The sequence below is a fragment of the Pararhizobium gei genome (genome assembly GCF_029223885.1).
Lineage (GTDB): Bacteria > Pseudomonadota > Alphaproteobacteria > Rhizobiales > Rhizobiaceae > Pararhizobium > Pararhizobium gei.
This window is the reverse complement of record NZ_CP119409.1, coordinates 3706248-3719043: the sequence shown is the minus strand read 5'-3', so window position 1 is coordinate 3719043 and position 12796 is coordinate 3706248. Positions and strand designations below refer to the sequence as shown.

Sequence of the window (12796 nt, the reverse complement as noted above, 5' to 3'; positions counted from 1 at the left end):
CAGATCGAGGAACTGAAGTGTCTCAAACCATCGTCATCGGCGCCGGGATCATCGGCACCGCAATCGCCTACCAGCTACAGCGTCGTGGCGAGACCGTCGTGCTCCTGGATCGCAACGAGCCGGGGACCGGCGCGTCCTATGGCAACATGGCAAGCATCGCCGTGACAGAGTTCATGCCCGCGTCCCGTCCGGGGATCTGGGCGCAAATGCCGGGATGGATGCTGGATCCCGAAGGGCCGGTCCGTATTCGGCCCTCCTATATGCCAAAGCTTTTCCCCTGGTTCCTGCGATTCATAGCAGCCAGTCGACCATCGAAACTTCGCGAACTGGAGGCGGCGGGCGCTGTTTTGTGCCGTCGCGTCTACGAAGACCTGGACGCACTGCTCGCCGAGACTGGCCTCCAGCACATGATCTCAGCGGAAGGATGCCTCAGCGTCTACACCGACGAGGCTGAATTCAAGGCCGACCGCGAACATATCGACATTCTCGACCGCTTCGGCTTTCGCTACGAAGTCCTGGGCGGCAACGCCATTCGCGATCTCGAACCGGCCATCACCACGAAGATCGGCAAAGCCGTGCTCTTCCCAGACAACCGGTCCATCGCCGATCCCTACGCGCTCGTGGTCGCGCTTGCGGACCAGTTCAAGAAGCTTGGCGGTTCTGTACAGACCGGCGAGGTCGTGGGCTTCGAGCAGGATAGCGTCGGCGTCAGCGCCGTGCGTTTGAAAGACGGCCGAAGCCTTCAAGCGGGCAGGGTGGTTCTTGCTGCGGGCGCCTTCACCGGGCGTCTTTCCGCCATGCTCGGCGAGCCGATCCCGCTCGAGACGGAGCGGGGCTACCACACCCAGATCCAGGCGCCGGGCGTCTCCATGCGCCACTCTCTCATCTGGCCCGCGCGCGCCTTCATGGTGACGCCCACGGCAGGCGGCATCCGTGTCGGCGGCACGGTCGAGATGGCGGGCCTCGACGCCGCCCCCGATTACCGTCGCGCGAAGGTGCTGGTGAAGCGGGCAAGGGAGGCGCTTCCCGAGCTGAAGGTCGAGGGCGCCACGGAATGGATGGGCCACCGTCCGGCCATGCCCGACACCGTCCCGGTCATGGGCCGGTCGGCCAAGAGGAGCAATGTCTGGTACGCCACGGGCCACGGGCATCTCGGACTGACCTACGGGGCGACCACAGCCCGTCTGATGACGGATCTCATGACGGGTGCGACGCCGCCCGTCGATATGAAACCCTATCGCGTCGACCGGTTCTGAACCGCGTGCGGCCAACGAAGGCAAGGGAAACGACAATGCGAACCGAACTCTACATCGATGGCAAGTGGGTGAAGCCGGTCATGGGCGGCTCTTCCACCGTGACGAACCCGGCGACGGAGGAAGTGATCCAGATGATCGCCTCGGCGACCGCCGAAGACGTCGATATCGCCGTCAAGGCCGCGCGCCGGGCTTTCGACAAGGACGGCTGGCCAAAGCTCACGGGCGCGCAGCGCGCCAAGTATCTGCGCGCGATCGCCGACGGTATCCGCGCCCGTCAGGCGGAAATCGCCAAGCTCGAAGTCCTCGACAATGGCAAGCCGTTTCCGGAAGCCGACTGGGACATTGCGGACGCGGCCGGCTGCTTCGACTACTACGCGGGTCTGGCCGAACAGCTCGACAACAATCCTGAGGAGATCGTTTCCCTTCCTGACGAGCGTTTCACCTCGAAGGCGGTCAAGGAACCGATCGGGGTCGCCGGCGCGATCATCCCGTGGAACTTTCCACTCCTGATGGCCGCCTGGAAGGTGGCGCCAGCGCTCGCGGCAGGCTGCACGATCGTCCTGAAACCCGCAGAACTCACGTCGCTGACGGCGCTTGAACTTGCGGCCGTCGCCGACGAGGCCGGGCTTCCTCCGGGCGTCCTGAATGTCCTTACGGGTAGCGGCTCTGTCGCCGGGCAGGCGATCATCGATCACAAGGGCGTCGACAAGCTGGCCTTCACGGGCTCTGGCCCGGTTGGCTCGAAGATCATGGCGGCCGCTGCACGCGACATCAAGCGCATCAGCCTTGAACTCGGTGGCAAGTCGCCGTTCGTGGTCTTCGAGGACGCGGATATCGATGACGCCGTCGAATGGGTTATGTTCGGCATCTTCTGGAACCAGGGACAGGTCTGCTCCGGGACGTCGCGCGTGCTGGTCCAGGATACGATCTACGACCGCTTCATGGCCCGATTGGTTGAGGAGACGAAGAAGATCAAGATCGGCAATGGGATGGACGAAGGGGTCCTTCTCGGGCCTTTGGTCTCCAAGAAGCAGTACGAGAACGTCGTCGCCGCGATCGAGGGTGCGCGGAAGGCAGGAGCCACCGTTGCCTGCGGCGGCGAACGTCCGGAAGGATTCGACAAGGGCTACTATCTGCAGCCGACAATCCTGACCGACGTGCCACTGGACAGCGACGCGTGGATCGAGGAGATCTTCGGCCCCGTCGTCTGCGTCAAGCCGTTCAAGACCGAGGAAGAGGCGATCGAGCTTTCGAACGACTCCCGTTTCGGCCTCGGAGCGGCCGTCATGTCGAAGGACGACGTTCGCGCGGAACGCGTCGCGGCTGCGTTCCGCGCCGGCATCGTCTGGATCAATTGTTCACAGCCGACATTCACTGAGGCGCCATGGGGCGGCTACAAGGAGTCAGGCATCGGTCGTGAGCTGGGGCGCTGGGGGCTCGATAACTATCTCGAAACCAAGCAGATCACCAAGTATGTGACCGACAAGCCATGGGGCTGGTACATCAAGTGAGGTCGCCCAATATGGAATCCGGGAAGCATCTCGACCTCCTGCTGGTTCATTGCCAGGGCGAACTCGGGCACGTCCTCGTCGGCGGCGCTCCGGAGACCCCCGGAGCGACAATGCTGGACAAGATGAACCACATCAACGACGTGGACGACAGTCTTCGCCGGTTCGTCACCTTCGAACCGCGTGCGAACGTCGCCATGTCGGTGAACCTGCTCGTCGCCCCGACGCGGCCGGACGCCGACGCCGGGTTCATCGTGCTGCAGGCCGACCGGGCTCATCCTATGTCTGGAAGCAACTGCATCTGCGTCGTCACCGCACTCCTTGAAAGTGGCCGCGTCGCCATGGTCGAACCAGAGACAACAATTCGGCTCGACACGCCGGCCGGCCTGATCGTCGCGAGAGCGCGATGCGAGAATGGCCGCTGCGTCACCGTCAGCCTCGACAATGTAGCGAGCTTCGCCGACCGTCTCGACCACGAGATCGAAACGCCCCAGTGGGGACGCCTCAAGGTCGATATCGCGTTCGGTGGAGTCTACTATGCCTTGGTCGATGTCGGCCAGGTCGGGTTGGCGATAGCACCAGAGAATGCGCGCGCCCTTGCGGAGGCGGGGATCGAACTCAAGCGACGTCTCGCCGAGCAGGTCAGCGTGTCACATCCGACGCTCCCAGGCGTCGACGAGATCGCCTATGTCATGTTCCGCGACAACGAGCCTGACGGCGCGGTGCGAACCTGCACGACGTTGATGCCTGGCCGGGTTGATCGTTCGCCCTGCGGAACGGGCAGTTCCGCCAACCTTGCGACGTTTCACGCCCGCGGCCTGGTTTCGGTGGGAGACGTCCGGACGTCGCGCTCGATTATCGGCGGGGAGTTCACGGCCGAGGCAATTGGTGAAACCGAAATCGCAGGCCGAAAGGCAGTTCTGCCGCGGATCACCGGGCGAGGTTACGTCTATGGCCGCACGGAGCTGCGCGTCGCGGAGGACGATCCGTTCAGGATCGGATTCGCGCTATCTGACACGTGGGGGCCGCAGGTCGGCCTTCTGAAATAGGGTGAGGACATGACAAAGACACTCGAAGGACAGACCATCCTCGTTACTGGCGCGTCAGGCGGGATCGGCGCCGCGATCGTGCGAGAAATCGCTAAAGAGGGCGCACAAGCGATCATTCACTACGGCCGCGACAAGTCCCGAGCCGAGGCGCTTCTCGCCGAGGCCGGCGGAAACGGGTGGATTGTTCAGGCAGATTTGTCGACGCCGCAGGGCCCATTCGACCTCTGGACGAGGGCCGTTGAAACGGCCGGGCGTATCCACGGTCTCGTCAACAATGCTGGCATCCGCACGGAGATTTCCATCGAGAGCTCGGCGGTTGATTGGAAGGCCGCGTGGCAGCGCGAATTTCAGATAAACTTCTTCGCCGCCGCCGATCTCTGCAAGGAGGCCATTCGCCATTTCAAGGCCAATGGCGGTGGTCGGATCGTGAACATGGCGAGCCGGGCAGGGCAGCGCGGCTACGCGGCCGACGCCATGCCCTACGGGTCCACGAAGGCGGCGCTCGTCAATCTGACGAAATCGATCGCCCGCAGCTTCGGAGCCGATGGCGTGACCGCGATCGCCATCGCGCCGGGCTGGGTGCGAACCGATATGGCTGAAGAATTCATTGCAGCTCACGGCAAGGCTGCAGCAGTTGCGGATATTCCGATCGGCGAGATGGCCGAACCGAGCGAAGTCGCCGAACTCGTCGCATTCATTCTACGACCGGGACAGGCGTCGCTCAACGGTGCGACGCTGGACGTCAACGGCGGAAGCTACATCAGATAAAGAGGAGAGACACCATGAAGCGTTTTGAAAACAAGGTTGCCATCGTCACGGGTGCCGGTGGCGGCATCGGCTCTGCCATCGCCCGACGCTTGGCTTCGGAAGGCGCACTGGTCGTTGTCACGGACGTGAACGAAGAGGCCGCTCGGGAAGTGGTCAAGGGCATCGAGGCGGAAGGCGGCGCGGCAACGGTCGTTGCTGCGGACATTTCAAAGAAGGACTCCTGCCTCGATCTGGTCCGGAAGGCGTTCGCTCTCAGCGACCGGTTAGACGTTCTTGTCAACAATGCTGGTATCAATCGTCGTGGAAATCTGCTGTCGCTGTCCGACGAGGACTGGGACATCAGCTTTACGGTGAACCTCGACTCGATGTTCCATCTCTGCCGGGCGGCACTTCCGCATATGATTTCCGGCGGTGGCGGGGCGATCGTCAACACGGCGTCGCAGTGGGGCCTCTATCCGGCGCCGAACCATATTGCATACAACACCACCAAAGCCGCCGTCGCCGCCTTCACGCAAAACCTCGCGCGCGACTACGCCCCCGACAAGGTTCGCGTGAACGCCGTGTGCCCCGGCGAAATCCATACGCCCATGCTCGAAGCTGGCGTCAAACGTTCGGGTCGCACGATCGCCGATCTCGATAAGATGGTTCCGTTCGGCCGTATCGGGAAGCCCGACGAGGTCGCCGCGCTGGTCGCGTTCTTGGCGTCCGACGAAGCTGCATTCATGTGCGGATCGCTGGTCGAGATAACGGGTGCGCAGGCCGTGGCCTGAAGATGATCTACGGATTTATCGGCACTGGTACGATCTCCGCCGCGACAGTTGGGGGGGCGTGGTGTCCTGAGCCCTTCCAAGGAGGCCGTGCTTTTCGATCAATCCATCTACCCCTTATCAGGAATACTACGACAGACAGTGGCGCGGGCTAATCGCGAGATAAGCTCAAGCCACCTCCCGCCTTGCTGGCCACGGTGCTGGACTTTGCACGATTTGATACGGTCGATATCGCATTGCCGGTGGGGCATGACCGCGCCACCGGTATTCCGGACTTTTTTCCGGGCCTACTGCCTCTCGGGCAAGATTGTTCAATCGTCATCATCAAAGGCGGCTATCCTTTCACAAAGTTTGATCGACTATCACTGATCACCTCTGAACCGCCGGTGGAGGTCGCCGATTTCATGCAGGCGCTGGACGAGAGACGCCGCGGCCGGCTCAGCCCGCCGTTCGCCCAGCTCATCGAGAGTATGACTGCGGCATGGTCACGCGCCGGAAGGTCGTCAATCCACCTGCGCCAACGACGATGTCGGCGTCAGCGTCTGCGCGATCATATTGTTGATAGCATTGCCACCACCGCCGCCAACACCAATGACGGTAATCCCTGGCTTGAGAGGACGAATGTTTGGCGCAGTCACCATTGTCGGTTTCATAGACGGTAAGCTCTCGGACAGGATTTCATAACGTGGTTGGACGAAGATGCCTGTCAGCCAGTGAAAGGTGAGCGATTGACGCTGCCACGTGACCAGCGCTTGAAAATTGCGCTGGCATTGACGCCACCAAAGCCGAAACCGTTGGTTATGGCGTACCCAGCGTCTGTTCGGCGCGACTGGTTTGCCACGAAATCGATGCCTTCGGCCTCAGGATCGGGGTCGTTCAGGTTCAGGGTCGGTGGTGCAATCTGGTTCCGAAGCGCCAGAATGGTGAAGATGGCTTCCAGTCCTCCTGCTGCGCCAAGCAAGTGTCCTGTCGCGGATTTGGTGCCGCTGACAGCAATCGATCTGTCGGAACCGAACACGCCCTTGATGGCCCTTATTTCTCCAAGATCCCCCACCGGGGTGGACGTCGCATGGGCGTTCAGATGACCGATCTCCCGCGCGGAAATGCCAGCCTGCGCAATGGCGATCTCCATGGCTCTGCGTGCGCCGTTTCCATCTTCGGGACCGGAGGTGATGTGATGGGCATCGGCTGTTGTGCCGTATCCAACGAGTTCGGCAAGTGGCGTTGCACCACGCGCAAGTGCATGGCTTAGGGCTTCAATCACCAGCATTCCGGCTCCTTCGCCCATGACGAACCCGTCGCGTGACATGTCAAAGGGACGTGATGCCCGGCTCGGGGTCTCGTTGAACCCGGTCGATAGCGATCTGGCGGCCGCAAAACCGCCGAGGCTGACGATATTCATGCAAGCTTCTGTTCCGCCGCAAATCGCAATGTCTGCTTCATTGGATCGGATGAGCCTGGCGGCGTCTCCGATTGCCTGGACGCCGGCCGCACATGCCGTCACGGGTGCGCCGAGGGGGCCTTTGAAGCCATGGCGGATCGAGACCTGTCCCGCTGCGAGGTTGACGAGAAAAGACGGTATGGTGAAAGGTGAAAGACGGCGTACACCGCGTTGATCGACGGTGCGGACCGCTTCGGTGATGGCAGGAAAGCCGCCGATACCGGACGCGATGATCGTCGCGGTCCGTAGTTTGTCCTCATTCGACGTCGGCGTCCAGTTCGCCTGCGCGAGGGCCTCATCAGCGGCCGCGAGAGCAAATATGATGAACCTGTCGACCTTGCGCTGGTCCTTCGCAACCATGATCGTATCGGGATCGAAGCCGCCTTCGGGATCCTCCGCGAACGAGGGGACAACACCTCCAATTTTCGAAGGCAGGTCTCCGACGATATCTTCAGGCAGTCGCCGGATACCGCTCTGTCCGGCAAGCAGACGCGACCATGAGATACCGACATTCGCACCAAGGGGGCTGACGGCTCCCATTCCCGTTACAACGATACGGCGCATCTTACTTCCACCTGTCTTCACTGTGAAAAATTAGGCATGCCTTCAGCGTCCTGACCGACGATCCGGTAAGGGTCACTTCTCTAAACATGCGGTTTATCCAGGAGCCTTGGGATGCACTCACTTTCCCAGGGCGGGAGCTAAACTTTGGCACTTTTCCGCGCCAGGTCGTCGAACCCGGCTTATCCTTCAGGCGACATTGTCACGGCGCGCGATGCGCCTGACTTCGTCAGCGGCTGCGTCGAGAATGCCCTGAGACAGGTTTTCGTCTTCCATGATCCGCGATAACATCACGGCGCCCACCATGAGCGAGAGGATTGCCATGGCCTTTTTTTCTGTTTCGGGGCTCTTGTCGTCACCTATCAGTTCCTCCAGCACCTCGAAATGCGCACGCATCCCATCCTCAAAAGGTTGCCTGACTTCCGCGCTCTGGCGAGCCGCGTCTGATCCCAGCGCCACCAAAGGGCAACCTTCCGCCTTTTCTCCCCTGTGGTCAGGGGAAAGGTAGAATGCCATGACAGCCTTAAGCGGATCGGCACTGTCATTCGCCGCCGAGGACCATCTGCGTGTAGCGCTTTCCATGGCGCGCCTTGACGCAAGTGCAGCGAGGTTGTCTTTCGATGCGAATTGTTTGTAAAACCCGCCTTGTGTGAGGCCGGCACCTTTCATCAAATCCTTGAGGCCGATCCCGTCGAAGCCATGCTCTCTAAACAGACGGCTCGCGACATCTATCACCCTGTCGCGGTTTTCTTCGGCTTGCGCGCGGCTCACTCTCATGTCGACCTCCAATTAGATTTCATTTGACATCTATAATCTAAATAGAGTTAGATCGCAATCTAATTCGCCTGGATCGTTGGTCAAGAAGAGAACGCAAAAATGAAACGCAAACATGTCCTGTCTCTTGTAGGCCTCGTGGCGGCGGCTGGTGCTGCCGGAGCCTTTTTCGTGGTTTTTGAACCCACCAGGCAGGAGGCTGTGGCTGCTGATCCAAGGACAGTCTCTCCCCTGGTTCGGGTTGCAGAGGCCACGACCACCGGAACGGCTGAGCGCTCTTTCACAGGCACGGTCGCTTCCCGGGTACAGAGTAACCTTGGGTTCCGAGTTCCCGGCAAGATCGTCGAGCGGATGGTCGACGTGGGGCAGCAGGTGAGGCAAGGCCAGGCGCTGATGCGCATGGACGAAACCGATCTTCAACTGGCGCTGACAGCGAAGCGCAATACGGTGACCGCAGCGCGTGCCGTTCTGACCCAGGCACAGGCAGACGAGAAGCGCTATGCGACGCTGGTAAAAAACGGCCTGGCAGCCACTCCACAGCGATATGAACAGGCAAAAGCAGCGCTCGACACCGCGACGGCTCAGCTTGCGGCAGCGGAAGCTGACGCCAAAGTGGCTGAAAACGGGACCCTGTACACGCTTCTTGTCGCAGACGCTGACGGAACCATAGTCCAGACCCTTGGAGATCCCGGACAGGTCGTAGCAGCAGGCCAGACGGTGGTGCAACTGGCGCAGTCCGGGCCGCGTGAAGCGGTCGTCTGGCTACCTGAGACGCTGCGGCCCGCTCCCGGCTCAGAAGCTACGGCCAGTGTCTATGGCGGCGGACGTCGGAGCGGCAAGGCCAGATTACGACAGATCTCCGATTCTGCCGATCCTCAAACCCGGACTTACGAGGCGCGTTATATTCTTGAAGGCGATGCAGCCTCAGCCCCGCTTGGCTCGACTGTAACGATCAAGATCCTCGACGCCGACCGCCAGTCGGAAGTCGCGGTACCCGTCGGCGCACTCCTGGACGACGGAAATCGTACAGGCGTGTGGGTGGTCAACAGCACCACATCGACGGTGAAGTTCACCCCGGTCGAGGTTCGCCAGATCGGCGAGGAGACGGCATTTGTCACGGGGATTGGGACGGGCCAGCAGGTTGTAGCACTGGGCGCGCATCTTCTCGCCGACGGCGCAGCGGTCAGGATTGCCTCGAGCCAAGAGTTGACGAACTAATGGCCTTCAATCTTTCCGCCATCGCTGTGCGCGAACGCGCTGTGACCCTTTTCTTCATCGTTCTGCTGGCCGCCGCAGGCGCCTACGCCTTTGTGAAGCTGGGACGCGCCGAGGATCCGTCGTTCACCATCAAGACACTGACAGTCACCTCAGTCTGGCCGGGCGCCACAGCCCGAGAAATGCAGGACCTTGTCGCCGAGCCGCTTGAGAAACGCATTCAGGAACTCACCTGGTACGACCGCGTCGAGACGACAACCAGACCAGGCTACGCGTTCCTGACGGTCACCCTCAAGGACAATACCCCGGCAAGTGCCGTCGCAGACGAGTTCTATCAGGCGCGCAAGAAGCTCGGCGACGAGGCGCGCAACCTTCCTCCCGGGGTTATCGGACCGTTCGTCAACGACGAATACTCCGATGTGAGCTTCGGCCTTTACGCCCTGAAGGCGAAGGGCATGCCGATGCGCGATCTCGTGCGGCAGGCGGAAGTCATCCGTCAGGACCTCCTGCATGTGCCTGGTGTCAAGAAAATCAACATCGTCGGCGAGCGTCCCGAACAGATTTTTGTCGAGTTCTCCTACGCGAAGCTCGCGACGCTCGGCATATCCGCGCAGGATATCGCTTCTGCGTTGCAGCGACAGAACACGGTTACGCCAGCGGGTTCTATCGACACACGGGGGCCACAGGTCTTCATCCGCTTTGACGGAGCTTATAATAGCGTGCAGGCGATTGCCGACACGCCGATCGTGGCTGCCGGACGAACCCTGAAGCTCTCTGATCTGGCAGAGGTGCGGCGCGGCTATCAGGATCCTGCCACCTACATCATCCGCCACGAAGGCGAGCCGACAATCATGCTGGGTGCCGTGATGCAGGCCGGATGGAACGGGCTTGATCTCGGCAAGGCGCTCGAGGCTCGGTCCGCCGAGATTGCGCAGACACTGCCGCTGGGCATGACGCTGACCAAGGTCAGCGATCAGGCGGTCAATATCGACGAGGCCGTCGGCGAGTTCATGCTCAAGTTCGCCATGGCGCTTGGCGTCGTGCTGTTCGTCAGCCTGGTCGCACTTGGCTGGCGCGTCGGCATCGTCGTCGCGCTGGCGGTGCCGCTGACGCTTGCCGTCGTCTTTTTGATCATGCTGGAAACCGGGCGGTTCTTCGACCGCATCACGCTCGGCGCACTGATCCTTGCGCTGGGCCTGCTTGTGGACGACGCCATCATTGCCATCGAGGTCATGGTGGTGAAGATGGAAGAGGGCATGGACCGCATCAAGGCGGCTGCCTATGCCTGGAGCCATACGGCGGCTCCGATGCTGTCCGGCACGCTGGTCACGATCATCGGCCTGATGCCGGTAGGATTCGCAAAATCGACGGCCGGCGAGTACGCTGGCAACATCTTCTGGGTCGTCGGTTTCGCGCTCATCGTCTCCTGGATCGTGGCGGTCACTTTCACGCCGTATCTTGGCGTCAAGATGCTGCCTGATATCAAGCCGGTCGAGGGCGGACATCACGCGATCTATGACACGCCGAACTATCGTCGTCTGCGTTCTGTCGTCGCGTTCGCCGTCCGCCATAAGTTCATGGTCTGCGCCGTTGTCGGCATCACCATGGCCGTTTCGGTCGTCGGCATGGGCGGCGTGAAACAGCAGTTCTTCCCGACATCGGATCGCCCGGAGGTGCTGGTCGAGGTGCGCATGCCCGAGGGCACCAGCATCGAGGCGACGACATCCGCGGTGAAGAAGGTCGAAGACTGGCTACAGACCCAGCCCGAGACGGATATCGTCACGGCTTACATAGGGCAGGGTGCCCCTCGGTTCTTCTTCGCCATGGCACCGGAATTGCCGGATCCTGCCTTCGCGAAGGTCGTCGTGCTCACGCCCGATGCCCATGCACGCGAAGAATTGAAACACCGCCTCCGTGCTGCCATATCGGAGGGTCTTGTCCCCGAAGCTTCGGTTCGCGTCACCCAGCTTGTCTTCGGTCCTTACACGCCGTTCCCTGTGGAGTTCCGGATCATGGGACCGGACCAGGATCAGCTCTACGGGATCTCCGAGCAGGCTCTGACCATCATGAAAACCGTTCCCGATGTCCGCCAGGCCAACCGCGACTGGGGCAACCGGACACCTGTTCTGCGCTTCGTCCCCGACCAGGAACGGCTCAATCTGATTGGTCTTTCTCCATCGGAGGCGGCCCAGCAGATGCAGATGCTGCTCACCGGCATCCCCGTCACGCAGGTCCGTGACAACATCCGCAACGTGCCTGTCGTTGCGCGCAGCGCTGGCGACAACCGCCTGGACCCGTCGCGGCTTGCGGACTTCTCGCTGATGAGCAGGGATGGCCGCCAGGTCCCGCTGGATCAGCTCGGGCATTCCGAGATCCGGTTCGAGGAGCCGATCCTGAAACGTCGCGACCGGATACCGGTCATCACGATCAGGTCCGACATCAACGAAGCGACGCAGCCCCCGGAGGTCTCGCAACAGGTGATGAAGGCCCTTCAGCCGTTGATCGCGTCTCTGCCTGTGGGATACCGCATCGAAATGGGGGGCAATATCGAGGAGTCCCTCAAGGCCAATGTCGCACTTGCCCAGGTCTTCCCTTTGATGATCGCGGCAACGTTGATCGTCATCATCCTGCAGGTCCGTAGCCTGTCGACGATGACCATGGTGATGCTGACCGCGCCGCTTGGCCTTGCCGGCGTGGTTCCGACCCTGCTCCTGTTCAATCAGCCCTTCGGCTTCAATGCCATTCTCGGATTGATCGGTCTGGCCGGAATCCTGATGCGCAACACCCTGATCCTGACAGAGCAGATCAAGGAGAACCAGGCGGCGGGTCTTGACGACTATCATGCCGTCATCGAGGCGACCGTGCAGCGGACACGCCCCGTGATCCTGACGGCGCTTGCGGCGATCCTCGCGTTCATACCTCTGACCCACTCCGTGTTCTGGGGATCGATGGCCTATACGCTGATCGGCGGAACGGCGGCAGGAACGGCAATGATCCTGCTCTTCCTACCGGCACTCTATGCCGTGTGGTTCCGGATCAAGCCACCCAAAGCACACGGAAACGAGGAGGCGGTCGAACACCGGCCGCAGCCGTTGGCACTGGCGGCAGAATAGAGTGTCCGTGTCACGATCCCACAGGGCGGCACAGGCACCGAAGTCGCGAGCTGGCGTGAGCGCATCCCCGATAGGGCGGAAGAACACTTCCACCATATCGGCTTCCAGAAATCGACGGTAGGATCTGTCGCGCCATTCTATCACGCGGTGATCGGGTCCGGGAAGGCAATGCTGCTGAAGGACATCTTCGTGACCAGATCGACTTCTTCATCAGGGTTCTGCGCGGCTCTGTAACGAATGGCCGCTACACCCACATAGAGGAAGCTATTTCATGCGGCATTTGCCGCGACATTTTGCCGCAAAGGCGAATTATAGCAGCCCATTGGTAAAGCCGGCGGGCAGGT

At 61.3% G+C, this 12796-nt stretch carries 9 protein-coding genes and 1 pseudogene; 7 read left to right on the top strand and 3 right to left on the bottom strand.

The window, feature by feature from the left end; translation table 11 throughout:
- Positions 1–17 precede the first annotated feature (17 nt).
- The 5 genes from PY308_RS18080 to PY308_RS18060 are packed head-to-tail and all read left to right on the top strand — an operon-like array spanning position 18 to position 5351.
- Positions 18–1256 (top strand): NAD(P)/FAD-dependent oxidoreductase, encoded by a 1239-nt coding sequence (locus PY308_RS18080; protein ID WP_275785330.1) that lies wholly within the window; start codon positions 18–20, stop codon positions 1254–1256.
- 35 nt (positions 1257–1291) lie between these two features.
- Positions 1292–2767, top strand: coding sequence for an aldehyde dehydrogenase family protein (locus tag PY308_RS18075; protein ID WP_275785327.1), 1476 nt, complete (start codon positions 1292–1294; stop codon positions 2765–2767).
- 11 nt (positions 2768–2778) lie between these two features.
- A complete protein-coding gene (locus tag PY308_RS18070) occupies positions 2779–3813 on the top strand; it encodes a proline racemase family protein (RefSeq protein WP_275785324.1) in 1035 nt (344 codons plus the stop codon).
- Positions 3814–3822: 9 nt separating this feature from the next.
- Positions 3823–4581, top strand: coding sequence for an SDR family NAD(P)-dependent oxidoreductase (locus PY308_RS18065; protein WP_275785322.1), 759 nt, complete (start codon positions 3823–3825; stop codon positions 4579–4581).
- A 14-nt stretch (positions 4582–4595) separates the two neighbouring features.
- Complete coding sequence (locus tag PY308_RS18060) at positions 4596–5351, top strand: SDR family NAD(P)-dependent oxidoreductase (RefSeq protein WP_275785320.1); 756 nt, start codon at positions 4596–4598, stop codon at positions 5349–5351.
- A gap of 524 nt (positions 5352–5875) precedes the next feature.
- Here the strand turns inward: PY308_RS18060 and PY308_RS18055 are convergent.
- The 3 genes and pseudogenes from PY308_RS18055 to PY308_RS18045 form a co-directional block, all read right to left on the bottom strand.
- Positions 5876–6001: pseudogene (locus tag PY308_RS18055) on the bottom strand (cell division protein FtsZ); the annotation flags it as partial.
- A 53-nt stretch (positions 6002–6054) separates the two neighbouring features.
- On the bottom strand, positions 6055–7353 hold the full coding sequence (gene fabF / locus PY308_RS18050; protein ID WP_275785318.1) for a beta-ketoacyl-ACP synthase II: 1299 nt from the start codon (positions 7351–7353) through the stop codon (positions 6055–6057).
- A gap of 186 nt (positions 7354–7539) precedes the next feature.
- Positions 7540–8127, bottom strand: coding sequence for a TetR/AcrR family transcriptional regulator (locus PY308_RS18045; protein WP_275785315.1), 588 nt, complete (start codon positions 8125–8127; stop codon positions 7540–7542).
- A 99-nt stretch (positions 8128–8226) separates the two neighbouring features.
- Between PY308_RS18045 and PY308_RS18040 the strand changes: the two genes are divergently transcribed.
- Together PY308_RS18040 and PY308_RS18035 are read left to right on the top strand one after the other, a co-directional pair.
- Entirely contained in the window at positions 8227–9342 is a 1116-nt protein-coding gene (locus PY308_RS18040; RefSeq protein WP_275785313.1) for an efflux RND transporter periplasmic adaptor subunit, read from the top strand.
- Positions 9342–12452, top strand: a complete 3111-nt coding sequence (locus tag PY308_RS18035; RefSeq protein WP_275785311.1) for an efflux RND transporter permease subunit — start codon at positions 9342–9344, stop codon at positions 12450–12452. Before PY308_RS18040 ends, PY308_RS18035 begins: the two co-directional genes overlap by 1 nt.
- Positions 12453–12796: the final 344 nt, after the last annotated feature.

Coding starts and splice junctions, on each gene's coding strand:
- PY308_RS18075 (WP_275785327.1), top strand. CDS start 1,292: ATGCGAACCGAACTCTACATCGATGGCAAGTGGGTGAAGCCGGTCATG.
- PY308_RS18070 (WP_275785324.1), top strand. CDS start 2,779: ATGGAATCCGGGAAGCATCTCGACCTCCTGCTGGTTCATTGCCAGGGC.
- PY308_RS18065 (WP_275785322.1), top strand. CDS start 3,823: ATGACAAAGACACTCGAAGGACAGACCATCCTCGTTACTGGCGCGTCA.
- PY308_RS18060 (WP_275785320.1), top strand. CDS start 4,596: ATGAAGCGTTTTGAAAACAAGGTTGCCATCGTCACGGGTGCCGGTGGC.
- fabF (WP_275785318.1), bottom strand. CDS start 7,353: ATGCGCCGTATCGTTGTAACGGGAATGGGAGCCGTCAGCCCCCTTGGT.
- PY308_RS18045 (WP_275785315.1), bottom strand. CDS start 8,127: ATGAGAGTGAGCCGCGCGCAAGCCGAAGAAAACCGCGACAGGGTGATA.
- PY308_RS18040 (WP_275785313.1), top strand. CDS start 8,227: ATGAAACGCAAACATGTCCTGTCTCTTGTAGGCCTCGTGGCGGCGGCT.
- PY308_RS18035 (WP_275785311.1), top strand. CDS start 9,342: ATGGCCTTCAATCTTTCCGCCATCGCTGTGCGCGAACGCGCTGTGACC.